Genomic DNA, 14,917 nt, shown 5'->3' on the forward strand with positions numbered 1-14,917 from the left:
AGACTCCAGGCCATGCCGACTCTTCACCGGATCAGCGACGGAGCCGCTGCGTGACGGCCGCGCCCACCGAGGCCGGAGTCGGCGCGATCCTGAGGCGGGTCGTGTCCAACGCCGGCGTGCTGCTGGGCGGCCGTTCGGTGAATGCGGTGCTGGGGCTGATCTATCTGGCCATCGCAGGGCGCAGCCTGGGCGCGGCCAACATGGGCGTTCTGGTGCTGATCACCGCCTTCGCCCAATTCCTCGGCGACGTGGTCAAGTTCCAGTCCTGGCAGACGGTGATCCATTACGGCGCGCGGCCCCTGGTGGAAGGCGACCGGCCGGCTTTCCAGCGGATGCTGCGCTTCACCCTCGTGCTGGATGCGGCCAGCACGCTCCTGGGACTCGCCATCGGCGTCATCGGCTCTTTCGTGTTCGCCGACCGCCTTGGGTGGAGCCAGGCCATGGCGCCGGTGGCGGCGCTCTACATGCTCAGCATCGTCTTCGTCGTCTCGGCCATGCCGACCGGCCTGCTGCGGCTCTTCGACCGCTTCGACGTGCTGGCCCAGCAGACCGCGCTCGTGGGCTTCGTCCGCGTGCTTGGCAGCGTCGCAGCCTGGGCGTCGGGCGGCGGCGTGCCGGCGTTCCTGATGGCCTGGGCCGTGGGCAGCATCGCCGGTTGGCTCTACCTCGTGACGATGGGCGTTCGTGAACTGCGCCGCCGCGACCTGCTGGCCGACTTCTCGTGGAAAGGTCCGCTGGCCGATGGCATGCCGGGCGCCTGGCGCTTCGCCTGGAACACCAATCTGGCCGCCACTTTGGACGTGGCCTTCACCCACGTGGCCACCCTGATCGTCGGCGCCCTCGTGGGCCCTGCCCAGGCGGCGTTCTGGCGCGTGGGCCGGCAGGTGGCGGACGCCATCGCCAAGCCGGCCAAACTGCTGACGCCGGCGCTCTATCCCGAGTTGGCGAGACTGCGGGCGGGCGACCGCCATGACGCCATGTGGCGCCTTGCCCGCCACGTGGGCGTTCTCGCCGGCGGCGTGGGCCTGGTGCTGCTCGCGGTCGCCGCCTTCGCCGGGGCCCGCTGCTCGCGCTCGTCATGGGTCCCGACTTCGCCCCGGCGGCCGGCGTGATGACCTGGCAGGTGGGCGCCGCAGTCATCGGCATCCTGGCCCTGCCGCTCGAGCCCATGCTCGTCTCGCTCGGCAAGCCCGGACGGGCGGTGTGGGTGCGCCTGGTGGTCGGCGCCGCCTTCCTTGTCGCACTCCCCTTCCTTGTGCGGGCGTTCGGGCTTACAGGGGCCGGCGCAGGCTTGGTGGGGGCGGCCGCCGCCCTTGCCCTGGGCCTGGTCTGGTTCATCCTGAGAGAGAACGGGAATCGACCCGCCGCGCCGCCGTCGACCCCGACCGTCTGAAAGACCTAGCGTGATCCCCACTCCGACAGCTCCGGACCGGCCGTTCCGCACCGGCGGCTTCGCCACCCTGACCGAGGCCCTGGACTTCGCGGCCGCCGGCCCGACGGGCGTCAACCTGTACGGCCTGCGCGGCGAACTGATCCTCGCCCTGCCCTACGCCGAGTTGCGCGAACGCGCCCGCGCCCTGGCGGCCCGATTCCTGGCCGCGGGCATCCAGCCCCTGGACCGGGTTGGTCTCGTCGCCGAGACGGACGCCGACTTCGTCGTCGCCTTCTTCGCCTGCCAGTACGCCCGGGTGACCCCCGCTCCGCTGCCCCTCCCGGCGCCGCTCGGCGGCCGCGAGGCCTATGTCGAGCAGATCGGCCGCATGCTGGGCTCCGCGAGGGCCGCCGCCGTGTTCGGCCCGGAGGCGCTCATCGACTGGCTCAGGGACGCCGCGGCCGCCGCCGGGACGCCCCGCGCCATGCGCGTCCAGGACCTCCCCGAGGCGGCGCCCGTCGAGCTGACGGCGCCGCAGCCGGACGATCCTTGCTACGTCCAGTTCTCTTCGGGCAGCACGCGCAATCCCACCGGGGTGCTCTGCACTCACCGCGCGCTGATGGCCAACGCCACCGCTATCACCCGCGACGGCCTGAAGGTTGTCCCCGCGGACCGCGCCTTCTCCTGGCTGCCGCTCTATCACGACATGGGCCTGGTCGGCTTCCTGATGGCTCCGCTGGCGGCCCAGATGACCGTCGACCTGATGCCCACGGGCGCCTTCGTCCGCCGGCCGCTGATGTGGTTGGACCTGATGTCCAAGAACAAGGCGACGGTCTCCTACAGCCCCACCTTCGGCTACGAGCTCTGCGCCCGGCGCGGCGACGGCGGCCGGGAAGGCCTCGACCTGTCGGCCTGGCGGATCGCGGGCTCGGGCGGCGACATGGTGCGGCCCGGTCCGCTGGCCGCGTTCGCCGAGCGTTTCGCCGCCACCGGCTTTTCGGAGAAGGCCTTCGTCGCCAGCTACGGCATGGCCGAGGCGACGCTCGCCTTGACCATGGCGCCGCTGGACACCGGGCTCCGCTTCGAGACGGTCGACACCGATCGCATGGAGCGCGAGGGCGTCGCCGCGCCCGGCGAGAGCGGCCGCAGCCGCGCCTTCGTGCGCTGCGGCCCGGTGCTGCCGCTGCACGAACTGGAGGTCCGCGACGAGGCGGGCCGTGTCCTGCCCGAGCGTCGGGTCGGCCGGATCTTCGTCCGTGGCCCAAGCCTCATGCGCGAGTACTTCGGCGAGCCCGAGGCGTCGGCGCGCGTGCTTTCCGCCGACGGCTGGCTGGACACCGGCGACTTGGGCTTTCTCGCCGACGGCGAGATCGTGCCGACCGGTCGCGCCAAGGACCTGATCCTGCTGAACGGTCGCAACGTCTGGCCCCAAGACCTTGAGTGGTCTGCGGAATCTGAAATCGAAAAGCTGCGCAGCGGCGACGTCGCCGCCTTCTCAGTCGACCGCGACGCGGGCGAACAGCTGGTGGTGCTGGTGCAGGCCCGCAGCAGCGATCCCGAAGCGCGGCGCACGCTGGCGGACGACGTCGCGGCCCTCCTCCGGGCCCGTCACGGCGTGGAGGCCAAGGTCGAGTTGGTCGGGGCCCACGCCTTGCCGCAGACCTCGTCCGGCAAGCTCTCGCGCTCCAAGGCCAAGGCCCTCTACCTGGCCGGCGCCTTCGCCGCGGAGACCACGGCCTGAGACTGGCCGCCGTCACCGGCGCCACCGGCTTCCTCGGCCGCCGGATCGTCCGCGCCCTGGCGGACGACGGCTGGCGGGTGCGGATCCTCGCCCGCAGAGATCCGATCGATCGGCTCTGGGCCGACCTTGAGCCGGAGGTGGTCGTGGGGGACCTCGCCGACCGGCGGGCCCTTGATGCGCTCAGCCGCGGCGCGGACGCCGTGATCCATGGGGCGGCGCTGGTGAAGGCCCGCAGCGCCGGCGAGTTCGCCGCCGTCAACCTCGAGGGCGCGCGACGCCTGGCGGAGGCATCCGTCGGGGTTCCCAACGTCGTCCTCGTGTCGAGCCTCGCCGCCCGCGAACCGCAGCTCTCGCGGTACGCCGCCAGCAAGCGGGCAGCCGAGCATGCCATGGCCGAGGTGCTGGGCGAGCGGCTCACAGTGGCTCGACCGCCGGCCATCTACGGCCCGGGGGATCGCGAACTTCTGCCTGTATTCCAGGCAGCCGACGCCCTGCCGGTGCTGCCGGTGCTGAGTCGTTCGGGCCGTGTCGGGATGATCCATGTGGAGGATGCGGCGCGGCAGGTCGCCGCGCTCGCCGGACGGCCCGCCGGTCGCCCCGTGGCGCTCAGCGACGACCGGCCCGAAGGCTACACCTGGTCCGAGCTCATGGCCGAGGCGGCCCGGGCGTGCGGGCGGACACCGCGCCTCGCCGCGGCGCCGGCCGCCCTGGTCCACTTGGCGGGAATCACAAATGATTTCAGAGCGATCTTCGGCGCGAACCCGATGCTGACCAGCGGGAAGGCGCGCGAGTTATTGCATCCGGACTGGTCCGTCGCGCCCGAGGAACGGCTGGGGGGGACTGCCCTCTCCCGTCCACACTCTGGCGAGCGGATTCGCCGACACCGTGGCCTGGTATCGGCGCGCGGCGTGGATGAAACATTAGTCGCCGTTTTGTGACGTGCGGCGCAGCGGATGGTGGAAATCCTAGGCCAACATGCTTAGGTACCGCCGCTGCGGTTGCAGTCTGTACGTACTTGGGGGGCTTGGCACATGGTGGAACTCGCGACGGATCTCACCGTCCGCGAAGTCGCGAAGGCGGCCGAGACCGTGCTCCAGCGGCCGGTCAACGTCACCCCGGACACGGACATCGCCCGCGACCTCGCCGTCGACTCGCTCGCCCTGATGAACATCGTCATGGAGCTCGAGGACCGCTTCGACCTGTCGATCCCCCTCGACCGGCTGGCGACCGTCCAGACCGTCGGCGACCTCTCCGAACTGATCAATACCCTGCGGACGAAGGCTTAAGAATGGGGCTGCTCGACAAGCATCTGGGCTATCGCGCCCCGTTGGAAGCCATCCGTGCGGTCGGCGCCGATCCGTCCAACGTGCGCTTCGAGGCCATCACCTCGCCAACCGAGGGCGTGCTGAACGGCCGTCCGGTGATCCTGCTGGGCACCAACAACTACCTGGGCCTGACCTTCGACCCCGACTGCATCGAGGCTTCGGCCGAGGCTGTGCGCCAGTGGGGCACCGGCACCACCGGGTCGCGCTTCGCCAACGGCACGTTCAAGGGCCACGCCGCCCTGGAGCAGGCGCTCGCCAGCTTCTATGGCCGCAAGCACGCCATGGTGTTCACCACCGGCTATCAGGCGAACCTCGGGACCATCTCGGGCCTCGTCGGGCGCGGCGACCACCTGATCCTCGACGCCGACAGCCATGCGTCGATCTATGACGCAGCGAAGCTCTCGGGGGCCGAGGTCATCCGCTTCCGCCACAACGACCCCGACGACCTGCACAAGCGCCTGCGCCGCCTCGGCGACGCGCCGGGCGGCCGGTTGATCGTCGTCGAGGGCATCTACTCCATGATCGGCGACGTGGCGCCCCTGAAGGAGTTCGTCGAGGTCAAGCGCGAGATGGGCGGCCACCTGCTGGTGGACGAGGCGCACTCGATGGGTGTGCTGGGCGAGAAGGGCCGCGGCCTGGCCGAGGCCGCCGGCGTCGAGGACGGCGTCGACTTCATCGTCGGCACCTTCTCGAAGAGCCTGGGCTCGGTCGGCGGCTTCCTCGTTTCGGACGAGGAGAACTTCGACCTGCTGCGCATCGTCAGCCGGCCCTACATGTTCACCGCCTCGCTGCCGCCGGCGGTCATCGCTTCCACCCTCTCGGCGCTGAAGCGGCTTGAGGAAGACGCCAGCCTGCGCACCCGCCTCTCGGCCAACGCGGACCGGCTGTACGACGGCTTGCGCGACATGGGCTATTCGGTCGGCCCGCACGCCAGCCCGATCACCGCCGCCGAGATGCCCGACCAAGCGACCGCCGTCGGCATGTGGAACGCCCTGCTGCAGAACGGCGTGTACCTCAACCTCGCCATCCCGCCAGCCACGCCGGAGAACAAGTCGCTGCTGCGCTCCAGCGTCAGCGCGGCCCACACGCCCGAACAGATCGACGCTGTGCTCGCCGTGTTCGAACAGCTGGGCCAGGAGTTCGGCCTGCTGGAAGGCCGCCGCCGGGCGACCGCCTAGCTCTTTCGGGCTTTCCGCAGGGTCCACAGCACACCGGGCGCCGCCAGGATCGGGTGGCGCTCGCGGAAGGGCGTGACCTCCAGGGCGACGCCCGTGTGCTTCTCGATCTTGTAGGCCGCATAGCGCGCCGCGCCGTCGAAGGTGAACGCGGCTTTCGCCAGCCTCGCCAGGTTCAGAGGCTTGCCAAGCGCCGAGCGCAGCGCCCAGCCCGGCAGGCCGCGCTTGTTCGGCCAGTAGGTCCCGGCCATCTCCGAGAACTCGACCCCCGCCGCGCGCCACGCCGGGCCCAGCAGGTCGGCGAACCGGCCGGCGTTCGACCCCAGCACCGCGTCGGCGCGATCGGGGCTCTCCACCCGAAACTCGGCCGCGTAGGTCTTGCGGAACAGCGCCGTCCAATAGGCGTCTGGCGGGCCCTGCTGCGGGCCCAGCGCCGCGGCGTACCGAGAGGCCGTCTTGACCGCCTCGGCGACGGCCTGCACGACCTCCTCGTCATCCCCTGCGCTCCAGGCGATGGCCGCCGGCTGCACGAAGCGGGTCCAGATGGTGGTGTCCAGCGTGCGCCCTTCGGCCGCCTGGCGGAAAACCGACAGCGGCAGGGTGGCGGCCTTGGCCTTGAGCCCCTCGAACTCGTGGTAGCTGACCTCGGGCCAGAGCAGGCGCTCCACGGCGCCATGGAACCCCCGCCGGTGGGGCCGCCTGGTCAGTACGTAGAAGTCCAGCAGGCCCGAGAGGTCACCGGTCCTGAGCGTCGAGCCGTAGTAGAGCACCGCCACGTCCCGCGCCGGATCGGCCAACGCGGCGGCGAAGGCCCGTACGGCGTCCGGGAGCGGGCGCGCCAGTTCCCCGGCCAACCGCGCCTCCAGCGGCCCGCTCATACGACCACAAACTCCAGATCCGGCCCCTGCCGCACAATCAGCTCGCCGCCGGGATAGATCTCGCCGTCCAGCGTGAAGCCGCCTTCGAATGCCAGACCGATCTCCGAAACGTCGCGTCGACGGTAGCCCGCCTGTTCGAGCCAGGCGGCCTCGGATCCGGCGAGGAGCGCCGGAAGGGCCTTCGGAAGCTTCAGCGGCGGCGCTTCCACGGCTAGAACCTTGAGGCCCTCGTGCGGCGGGCCGAAGGGCTTCAGGCCCAGCGGGAACCGCTTCAGCGTCGCCGCCAGCACCAGGAACCAGTCCCGGGCCTCCGGCGCGGCGCCGCCCAGCGTCAGGGCGGCAGGCTCGCCGCGACGCCATGGGTCGTCCGCCCCACCCGCCAGCGTCCGACCGGCGGCGCTCAGGATGGTCATCACGATGGCCGCATTGTCGAAAAAGCCCAGGCCGTGGGTCTTCTGCGCCAGCTCGGTGCCTCTCACGAAGGCGCCCATGCCGAACAGGAAGCCACGATGCTCCGGGACCGTCTCCCCGGGCCGCACCACCTCGAGGCAGGCGCGCAGCTTGCGCTTGGCCGGATCCCGCGCCGCCGCCAGCATGGCCCGGACCGGCGTGCCCAACGGCACGCCCAGGTCCAGCGCCAGCGCGTTGGTCTTGCCGTTCGGAATCACGCCGAACGTCGGCAGCCTATCGCCATAGGCCTTCGGCGCGCGGGTCAGCACGTCGCGCACCGTCCCGTCCCCGCCGTCAATCACCACCAGGTCGACGCCCGATTTCGCGAACCAGGCCAGAGCCTCATAGAGATCGTCCGGCTTCTCCGGAACGGCCTCCAGCACGCCCGGCGGCGCGTCGGCCCGCGCCCCCGACTGGTTGCGGTGGCTCTTCAGGTTGCGGATGACCCCGGCGCGGATCAACGCGCCAGCCAGGACACGACCCGGCCCTTCGGCAGCGCCATGGCTTGCACCACCTGCACCAGGTGCACGATCAGGCAGATCGCCGTCCAGACGCCGACGAGGAACAGACCCCAGCCCGGCTGGCCGAACAGCCAAGCCAGCGTCAGGATGATCAGGTTGGGGTTCCGCCGCGCGGTGATCAGCCGGAAGAAGCTGTCGAACGGCCGCCAGCTGTGCACGTGGAAGCCGAACAGGCGCATGAACACGCCCTCCTCCACGCGCTGCAGCACATAGCCGGCAAGTATCACGGCCAGGGTCAGTTCGGGGAACGGCGGAGGCAGGCCGACCTGGAAACAGCCGACGTACCAGGCCCACCACCAGAACGGCGGGTGGATCAGGTCGATGCCGTGGTCGAAGACATTGCCCCACTTCGACGAGGTCATGGTGGTGCGGGCGAGCTTGCCGTCCACCGTGTCCAGGAACGTCATGACCCAGCCGGCCAGCAGGCCCCAGCCGAACTCGCCGATCCAGAACAGCCAGAAGGCCGCAAGCACCAGCAGGAAGCCGGCGAAGGTGACCATGTTCGGCGTCAGCTTGGCCTCAGCGCACCAGCGGGTGACGATCCGCGCCGGCACGGGCCATGCGTACTTCGTCACAAGATCGGTGACGCCCTTGTATGAGCCGGCGAAGGTGCGGGCTTCGATCGCGCGGACATTCTCCCGGCTCAGCTGGGCCAGCACCGGCGCTTCGCGCTTTCGCAGCGCCTCGTTGTATGCGAGCTCGTCGGGGCTCACGATCGTGAGGCCCACCGTCGGCCGACCGGCGGTGAGGTCCTGGGCGGCGGCCTCGGCCTGCCCGGCGGCGACATGGGCGGCCACCGCGCGTCCGTCGGCGGTCACCAGGACCGAGCCCGGCCGCTGAGCCAGGGTCTTCACCAGGGTCTCGTCATAGACCCAATCGCCCAGGGTGATCACCGCGGGCCGCCCGCTTGGCGGCGCCTCCACCGGCTCGACGCCCGAGCGGACGTACTGCCGCCGCAGCCGCTCGCGCGCCGTCATGCCCCACAGGCGCACGTCGCCAACGCCGACGATCAGCCCTGCGGGCGCGGTCTTGCCCTCGGTCGTCAAAGTTCGCTCGCGCCTCTCACGCAAATCGCCGGAAACTGGTACCTGCTCAGGGCCTGGAATATTACGCGGCCCCGATTTGTCCACCTTCCGCCTCGCCCATCTCTCGGACCCGCACCTGACGCCGCCCGACTCGGCGATGCGCGGCGGCGGCCTGTCCAAACGCGTGCTCAGCCGCTTCGCCTGGCGGCGCAAGCGCCATCGGCACGATCCGGCGGTCCTGGAGACGATCGCCGCCGACGTCCGCGCCGCGCGACCCGACCATGTCGCCGTGACAGGCGATCTCACCAATTTCGCGACGCCGGAAGAGTTCGCCGCCGCGGCGCGCTGGCTGGAACGGCTGGGCGACCCCTCCGCCGTCACAGTGAGTCCCGGCAACCACGACGCGCTGGTGTCCCGCGGAGCCCCGGCCCGCTTTGCGCCGTGGAGCCGCTGGCTGGGCGATCGTCCTGACGCGGAGTTCCCCCATATCCGCGTGCGCGGCCCGGTCGCCGTGATCAACGCCTGCTCGGCGGTCCCGACCGCACCGCACCTGGCCACCGGGGAATTGGGCTCGGCCCAGCTCCAGCGCCTCTCGGAGGCCCTCGAGGAAACGGGAGCCAAGGGCCTCTTCCGCGTCCTGCTGGTGCATCATCCGATCGCGCCCGGGCTCGTGTCGAAACGCAAATCGCTGACCGACGCCCAGGCGCTTCGTGAGCTGCTCGCCCGTCGTGGCGCCGAGCTCGTCCTGCACGGCCACGCCCACGAGGCGCTGCTGAACCGCGTCAACGGCCCCTCAGCGGCGATCCCGACGCTCGGCGTCCCGTCGGCGTCGACGCCGCCCGGTCACCACGACCCGGCCGCTCGCTGGAATCTCATCGAGATCGCCCGGGGGGCGGACGGCTTCCAACTTCGGGTCCAGGCGCGCGGCGTGCGGGACGGTCCCGTCGTGGCGCCGCTCGGCGCCTTCACCCTGGCCGCCTAGGTCCTGATGCGCGGCGGGCTTTCATGGCTGAGGCGCGGTCCCTATGATCGCGCGCCGCGGCCGCGCCGCACATCTCCAGTCATGGGTAGCTCGTGACCAATCCGACGGCCCGCAAGTTCGGCTATCCGCGCAGTCTTGTCGCCGAGACCGGCTCCTGGCTGGTCCTTGTGCGCCCCCAGCAGCCGACGTTCGGCTCGCTCGTGCTTGTGTGCAAGGAGACGGCGGAGGCCTTCTCGGACCTGTCGCCGGCGGCCTTCGCCGACCTGAAGACAGCGGTCGACGGAATCGAGGCTCTGCTGCGCGACGCCGTGGGCTACGAAAAGATCAACTACCTGATGCTGATGATGGTCGATAAGGACGTGCACTTCCACGTCCTGCCGCGCTACGACGGTTCCCGTGAGTACGGCGGGAACAGTTTCCCCGACGCCGGCTGGCCAGGCCAGCCGCAACTGGCGTCCCATGTCGCCCTGGGCGAGGACGAGGCCGCGGCGTTGGCCGCTGACTTCGCCGCGCGCTGGCGCGCCTGACCGCCGAGCGGACCTGTGAGCCTGATCGACCGCTACCTGCTGCGGCTGGCCTTCTGGCCCATGGTGGGCGCCACGGGCGTCACCCTCGTGGCCCTGCTGCTGGAGCGGATCCTGCGGCTGCTCGACATGCTGTCGGCCTCCAGCGACCGCTTCAGCTTCGTGGCCCAACTCGCCGTGAACCTGGTTCCCCATTACATGGGCCTCACCTTGCCGGCCGCCTTCTTCATCGCCCTGATCGTGGTGGTGAACCGGATGAACCAGGCTTCTGAGGTCGACGCCCTGCTAGCCGCGGGCGTCTCGCTGACCCGCCTCGCCGCCCCCCTACCTCGCGCTGGCCGGCGTGCTCAGCTTCCTCACCCTGATCGTCTTCGGCGTCCTGCAACCCTACAGCCGCTACGCCTACCGCGCCGTGCTGCACGCCGCCCAGAACGCCGGCTGGAGCGGCGTCGTCCCCGAGGGGACGATCATCGAACCGAACGACAAGCTGACCATGACCACGGACCAGGCCGACGCGGCCGGTCAGCGGCTCAGCAGGGTGTTCATCCGCCGCATCGACGAGAACGGCCGCGAGGAGGTCACCACCGCCGGCATGGCCGAGCTGCGCCGCACCGCCGATGGCCAGAACGTGACGCTGGCGCTCAAGGACGGGCAGCAGCTGCGGTTCAACGCGCGCGGCGAGCCGGAACTGTTGAGCTTCCAGGATTTCACGATGCAGCTGCCGCTCAGCGGCCCGGCGCGGCTCCTGCGCGCCCGCGGCGGCGACGAGCGGGAGCTCAACCTGTTCGAACTGGCCGCCAAGGCGAAGGACCCACATTCGGTCATTCCGAAGGAGACCCTGCTGGCCGAGCTCTACGGCCGCCTCGCCCGGGCGCTCGCCCTGCCGCTGCTGCCGCTGCTCGCCGTTCCGCTGGGTCTGTCGGCGAAGCGCAGCGGCCGGGCCCCCGGCGTCATCGTCGGCGGCATCCTGCTGCTCGCCTTCCATCACCTGATCCAGCTGGGCCAGGGGTTCGCAGAGACTGGCCGCGCGCCGGCCGAGCTCAGTGTCGGCCTGCCTTTCGGCGTCTTCGCGGCCATCTGCCTGACGGTCTTCCTGACCAGCCGCAAACGCCCAGGCGAAACCCCGATCGGGCGGCTGATGGAGCGCCTCTCCGTCCTCGCCGCCCGCATCCGCACGCGGATCCGGCGGCGGCGACCGGCTGAAGGCGCCGCCGCATGAGGCTCGCCCGTTATCTGTTCATGCTGACGGCCGGCCGCATCCTCGCGGCGCTGGCGGTGCTGGTGGGGGTCCTGCAGATCCTCGACCTGCTCGACGTCACGACGGAAATCCTCGACCGCGGACTGGGCGCGGGCGGCGTCTTCTACTACGGCCTCCTCAGGCTTCCGCGACTGATCGAGCAGGCCGCGCCGCTGGCGGTGCTGGCCGGCGCCCTCTTCGCCTTCGCAAAGCTGGCGGGCGAGAGCGCGGTGACCGCCATGCGCTCGACCGGCATCTCGGCCTATCGCATCACGGCGCTGGCGCTACCGGCCGCCGCCCTGCTGGCTGCGGTCCAGCTGCTGAACGGCATGGTGATCGCGCCGCGCGCCGACGCCAGGCTCGCCGACTGGTGGCAGTCCACAGCGCCCCAGGAGGAGGCGGCGAAACCGCAGGACCAGATGACGTTCCGGGTGGGCGACGAGATCGTCGTGGGCCGTCCCTCCGAGGATGCCCGGCGACTCGACGGGCTGACGATCTACCGGCGCGACGCCACCGGCCGCCTGGTCCAGCGGACGACGGCCGAAGCGGCCGTCTACGACCAGGGCGCGTGGCGTCTTGTGGCGCCGCGCTTTGAAGCGGTCTCGCCCGAGGGCGTGAGTTCGGGCGCGGCCCAATCGATGACCTGGACCCAGAACATCAGACCCGCCGACGTCCAGGCGCTGCGCAGCGGGGCCGCCACCGTCTCGGCGGCCGAGGCCCGGCGTGCGTTGCAGGGTGGCGTTTCGGTGCGCCCGAGAACGTTCTACGACACCCAGGTGCAGCGGGCGTGGGCCGCGCCGTTCGCCTGCATCGTCATGCTGCTGCTCGCCGCGCCGGCCGCCATGGCCAATTTCCGCGGCGGCGCCTCGACCCTGATCGTCCAGTGTATGGCCGCTGGTCTCGTGTTCCTGGTCTTCGACGGCGCGTTCACGGCGCTGGGCGAGAACGGCGCCGCGCCGGCGATCCTCGCGGCCTGGGCGGCCCCGGCGATCTTCTCGGCGCTCGGCCTCACCGCCCTCCTCTACCTGGAGGGTTGATGGCCTACGACGACCCAGCCTCCAGCGTGCGCCTCCTGCCCGTCAGGACGCCCGCCGAGCTGGAGCGCTTCATCCGCGTGCCCATGCGGCTGCAGGCGAACGATCCGAACTATATCGCCCCGCTCATGCTGGAGCGACGCGAAGCGCTTTCGGCGAAGACCAACCCCTTCTTCCAGCACGCCGAGGTCCAGTTCTGGCTGGCGGTGAAGGACGGCCGCGACGTAGGCCGCATCTCGGCCCAGATCGACCAGCTCAATCCCCAGACCGGGGAGGGCTACGGCAACTTCGGCCTGATCGCCGCCGAGGACGATCCGGAGGTCTTCGCCGCCCTCTTCGGCGCGGCCGAGGCCTGGTTGCGCGAACGCGGCTGCAAGGCGGCCCTTGGGCCGGTCAACCTCTCCACCAACGAGGAGGTCGGCCTGCTGGTCGAGGGGCACGACACGCCGCCCATGGTGCTGATGGGCCACGACGCGCCGTTCACCGGCGCCCGGATCGAGGGCCAGGGCTACGCCAAGGCAAAGGACATCTACGCTTACGAGTGCAGCGTCGACCATGACCTTCCACCGGCGATCCTCCGCCGCGTGCGCAAGCCTGCCGCCGATGGCGTGGTGCTGCGCACCTTGGACATGAAGCGCTTCGAGGCTGAGGTCCGCACGCTCACGGACATCCTCAACGACGCCTGGGCGGGCAACTGGGGCTTCACGCCCACCACCGAGGCGGAGACCAAACAGCTCGCCACGGCGCTGAAGATGGTCATCGATCCGCGCCTTACCTGGTTCGCGGAGATCGATGGCGAGCCCGCGGGCTTCATGGTGCTGCTGCCCAACGTCAACGAGGCCATCGCGGACCTGAAGGGCAGGCTCGTCCCCTTCGGTTGGGCGAAGCTGCTCTGGCGGCTGAAGGTCGGGCGCGTGAAGTCCGGCCGGGTGCCGCTGATGGGCGTGAAACGGAAGTTCGCCTCGACCCACCGGGGCCAGCTGCTGCCCTTCCAGCTGATCGACGCCGTCGTCCTGGCGGCGCGTAAGCTCGGCTACAAGCGCTACGAACTGTCGTGGATCCTCGAGGACAACGCGCCGATGCGCCGCATCTGCGAGGCCGGCGGCGCGCGCATCTACAAGACCTATCGGCTATACGAGAAGGCGCTTTGACCGGCTTCTCGGCCCTCGTGCTCGCCGGCTCGCGTGGGGGGGGCAGACCCGGTCGCGGACTATGCCGGGGTGGCGCACAAGGCGCTGATCGAACTCGAGGGCCGGCCCCTGCTGGCGCGCGTCGCGCAAGCGCTCCACGAGGCCGGCGCCGCCCGCGTCGGCGTCTCGTGCAACCACCCGGCCGTGGCGGCCCTGGCGCGCGACCTCGGCCTGGAGGTCCTGCCCGCGGCCGCCGGGCCCAGCCAGAGCGTCTTCGAAGGCGCCCAGGCGCTCGGCTTCCCGCTGCTGGTCACCACCGCGGACCACGCCCTGCTGCAGCCGGAGTGGGTCACGCGCTTCCTGGACGACATTCCGGCTGGAACCGACGTCGCCGCCCTCGTCGCGCCGAAGACCGCCGTCGAGGCCGCCGCGCCCACGACGAGGCGCACCTACCTCAAGCTGGCCGACGGCTGGTGGTCGGGCTGCAACCTCTTCTGGCTGGGCCGCGAGCAGGCGCTGGGCGCTGTGGCCTTCTGGCGCCGGCTCGAGGCCGAACGGAAGCGCCCCTGGAAGATGGCGCGGATCCTCGGCCTTGGGATGCTGCTGAAGTACGTGACCGGGGCCCTGAGCCTCTCCGGCGCGGCCAGGCGGCTGGGCGAGCTGGCCGGCGTCGAGGCTCGCGTGGTCGCGACCCCGTATGGCCTGGCCGCTGTCGATGTGGACAAGCCCGCGGATCTCGATCTCGTCCGCGAGCTGACGGGAGGCCGCTAGGCGGTCACCGCCTCCTTCACCCAGCCGGCCGACAGCTTCATCAGGTTGTCGACGTCGGCGGGGAAGTCCATTTCGCCCCATTGCAACCCCTCGATCGACTGCACCCGCACGTCGACGCCGCTGCGGGCCAGTTCGTCGATCGCCGAGAGGTACCACCGCTTCAGGCCTTCCGGCCGCTGCAGCGCCTGCTCCACGGCCGCGCGGAACTTGGCCGCGCCAACGGGCGAAAGGCGCAGGAAGCCGATCGACTCGGCGTCGTAGGCCTCGATGGTCTTGCCGATCGCCAGCAGCTTGCCGTGGTCGGTCAGCACCTTCATGTCGTCGGCGTCATAGCCCGGCTTGCGGTCGACGGTCACGGTGATCTCCGCAGGACCCGCCGCCTGTAGGCGCTCGACGATGCCTGGGCCAGGCAGCGTGTCGCCATTCAGCAGGAACACCTCGCGGTCGAACAGCTCGCGCACGATCCAGACCGAGGCGAGGTTGTCGGCTACCGAATAGAATGGGTTGAAGGCCAGCCGCACCGGCATCTTCGGCGCCAGGCGCGCGATCTCCGCCTCGACAGCGTCGGCCCGGAAGCCGGTGACGATCACCGCCTCTTCGACGCCTGCCGCCTCCAGCCGCTGCAGCTGCCAGGCGAGCAACGTCTTTCCCGAAAGCTCCACCAGGCACTTCGGCCGGGTTTCGGTCAGCGGCAGCAGGCGCTTGCCCTGCCCGGCGCTCAGGATGATGGCTCTGTTCGGCGACGTCACGGG

General features: G+C 70.8%; 16 protein-coding genes and 1 pseudogene. 13 read left to right on the top strand and 4 right to left on the bottom strand.

Going from position 1 to position 14,917, the window contains the following annotated elements; all coding sequences use genetic code 11:
• Positions 1-50 precede the first annotated feature (50 nt).
• The 6 genes from LRS10_RS19480 to LRS10_RS19505 all read left to right on the top strand — a co-directional run bounded on the left by LRS10_RS19480 (position 51) and on the right by LRS10_RS19505 (position 5,616).
• Entirely contained in the window at positions 51-1,112 is a 1,062-nt protein-coding gene (locus LRS10_RS19480) for a lipopolysaccharide biosynthesis protein (RefSeq protein WP_257838684.1), read from the top strand.
• Complete coding sequence (locus LRS10_RS19485; RefSeq protein WP_257838685.1) at positions 1,079-1,393, top strand: hypothetical protein; 315 nt, start codon at positions 1,079-1,081, stop codon at positions 1,391-1,393. Before LRS10_RS19480 ends, LRS10_RS19485 begins: the two co-directional genes overlap by 34 nt.
• A gap of 10 nt (positions 1,394-1,403) precedes the next feature.
• Positions 1,404-3,113: a fatty acyl-AMP ligase gene (locus LRS10_RS19490; RefSeq protein ID WP_374570548.1), complete on the top strand. Its 1,710-nt coding sequence runs from the start codon at positions 1,404-1,406 to the stop codon at positions 3,111-3,113.
• A 56-nt stretch (positions 3,114-3,169) separates the two neighbouring features.
• On the top strand, positions 3,170-4,051 hold the full coding sequence (locus tag LRS10_RS19495) for an NAD(P)-dependent oxidoreductase (protein WP_308238029.1): 882 nt from the start codon (positions 3,170-3,172) through the stop codon (positions 4,049-4,051).
• A 96-nt stretch (positions 4,052-4,147) separates the two neighbouring features.
• On the top strand, positions 4,148-4,399 hold the full coding sequence (locus LRS10_RS19500) for an acyl carrier protein (RefSeq protein ID WP_257839214.1): 252 nt from the start codon (positions 4,148-4,150) through the stop codon (positions 4,397-4,399).
• A gap of 2 nt (positions 4,400-4,401) precedes the next feature.
• On the top strand, positions 4,402-5,616 hold the full coding sequence (locus LRS10_RS19505; protein WP_257838686.1) for a pyridoxal phosphate-dependent aminotransferase family protein: 1,215 nt from the start codon (positions 4,402-4,404) through the stop codon (positions 5,614-5,616).
• Here LRS10_RS19505 and LRS10_RS19510 read toward each other — a convergent pair.
• From LRS10_RS19510 to LRS10_RS19520, 3 genes are read right to left on the bottom strand one after another with little or no spacing between them, the layout of a single operon-like run.
• The gene (locus LRS10_RS19510) at positions 5,613-6,491 is read right to left on the bottom strand and encodes a hypothetical protein (RefSeq protein WP_257838687.1); all 879 of its coding nucleotides are present in this window, start codon (positions 6,489-6,491) and stop codon (positions 5,613-5,615) included. The genes LRS10_RS19505 and LRS10_RS19510 overlap by 4 nt on opposite strands.
• Complete coding sequence (locus tag LRS10_RS19515; RefSeq protein WP_257838688.1) at positions 6,488-7,402, bottom strand: diacylglycerol kinase family protein; 915 nt, start codon at positions 7,400-7,402, stop codon at positions 6,488-6,490. The genes LRS10_RS19510 and LRS10_RS19515 overlap by 4 nt, the downstream gene beginning before the upstream one ends.
• A complete protein-coding gene (locus tag LRS10_RS19520) occupies positions 7,399-8,508 on the bottom strand; it encodes a CDP-alcohol phosphatidyltransferase family protein (protein WP_257838689.1) in 1,110 nt (369 codons plus the stop codon). Before LRS10_RS19520 ends, LRS10_RS19515 begins: the two co-directional genes overlap by 4 nt.
• A 76-nt stretch (positions 8,509-8,584) precedes the next feature.
• Here LRS10_RS19520 and LRS10_RS19525 point away from each other — a divergent pair, with 76 nt between their 5' ends.
• From LRS10_RS19525 to LRS10_RS19555, 7 genes and pseudogenes are all read left to right on the top strand, one after another.
• Positions 8,585-9,469, top strand: a complete 885-nt coding sequence (locus LRS10_RS19525) for a metallophosphoesterase (protein WP_257838690.1) — start codon at positions 8,585-8,587, stop codon at positions 9,467-9,469.
• Between the two features lie 92 nt (positions 9,470-9,561).
• On the top strand, positions 9,562-9,996 hold the full coding sequence (locus tag LRS10_RS19530) for an HIT family protein (protein ID WP_374570555.1): 435 nt from the start codon (positions 9,562-9,564) through the stop codon (positions 9,994-9,996).
• 60 nt (positions 9,997-10,056) lie between these two features.
• Positions 10,057-10,254: pseudogene (locus LRS10_RS19535) on the top strand (LptF/LptG family permease); the annotation flags it as partial.
• A gap of 82 nt (positions 10,255-10,336) precedes the next feature.
• Entirely contained in the window at positions 10,337-11,212 is an 876-nt protein-coding gene (locus LRS10_RS19540; protein ID WP_257838691.1) for an LptF/LptG family permease, read from the top strand.
• Positions 11,209-12,267, top strand: coding sequence for an LptF/LptG family permease (locus LRS10_RS19545; RefSeq protein WP_257838692.1), 1,059 nt, complete (start codon positions 11,209-11,211; stop codon positions 12,265-12,267). The genes LRS10_RS19540 and LRS10_RS19545 overlap by 4 nt, the downstream gene beginning before the upstream one ends.
• Positions 12,267-13,415, top strand: a complete 1,149-nt coding sequence (locus LRS10_RS19550; protein ID WP_257838693.1) for a dATP pyrophosphohydrolase — start codon at positions 12,267-12,269, stop codon at positions 13,413-13,415. Before LRS10_RS19545 ends, LRS10_RS19550 begins: the two co-directional genes overlap by 1 nt.
• Positions 13,416-13,448: 33 nt before the next feature.
• Positions 13,449-14,165, top strand: coding sequence for an NTP transferase domain-containing protein (locus LRS10_RS19555; protein WP_308237986.1), 717 nt, complete (start codon positions 13,449-13,451; stop codon positions 14,163-14,165).
• Here the strand turns inward: LRS10_RS19555 and LRS10_RS19560 are convergent.
• Positions 14,162-14,914, bottom strand: coding sequence for a phosphocholine cytidylyltransferase family protein (locus LRS10_RS19560; protein WP_257838694.1), 753 nt, complete (start codon positions 14,912-14,914; stop codon positions 14,162-14,164). The two genes, LRS10_RS19555 and LRS10_RS19560, sit on opposite strands and share 4 nt — an antisense overlap.
• Positions 14,915-14,917 lie beyond the last annotated feature (3 nt).

Source organism: Phenylobacterium sp. J426 (genome assembly GCF_024699945.1).
Lineage (GTDB): Bacteria > Pseudomonadota > Alphaproteobacteria > Caulobacterales > Caulobacteraceae > Phenylobacterium.

What these genes read in the sequence shown, in the direction of transcription:
- LRS10_RS19505 (WP_257838686.1), top strand. Translation starts at nt 4,402, where the DNA reads ATGGGGCTGCTCGACAAGCATCTGGGCTATCGCGCCCCGTTGGAAGCC.
- LRS10_RS19510 (WP_257838687.1), bottom strand. Translation starts at nt 6,491, where the DNA reads ATGAGCGGGCCGCTGGAGGCGCGGTTGGCCGGGGAACTGGCGCGCCCG.
- LRS10_RS19485 (WP_257838685.1), top strand. Translation starts at nt 1,079, where the DNA reads ATGGGTCCCGACTTCGCCCCGGCGGCCGGCGTGATGACCTGGCAGGTG.
- LRS10_RS19550 (WP_257838693.1), top strand. Translation starts at nt 12,267, where the DNA reads ATGGCCTACGACGACCCAGCCTCCAGCGTGCGCCTCCTGCCCGTCAGG.
- LRS10_RS19545 (WP_257838692.1), top strand. Translation starts at nt 11,209, where the DNA reads ATGAGGCTCGCCCGTTATCTGTTCATGCTGACGGCCGGCCGCATCCTC.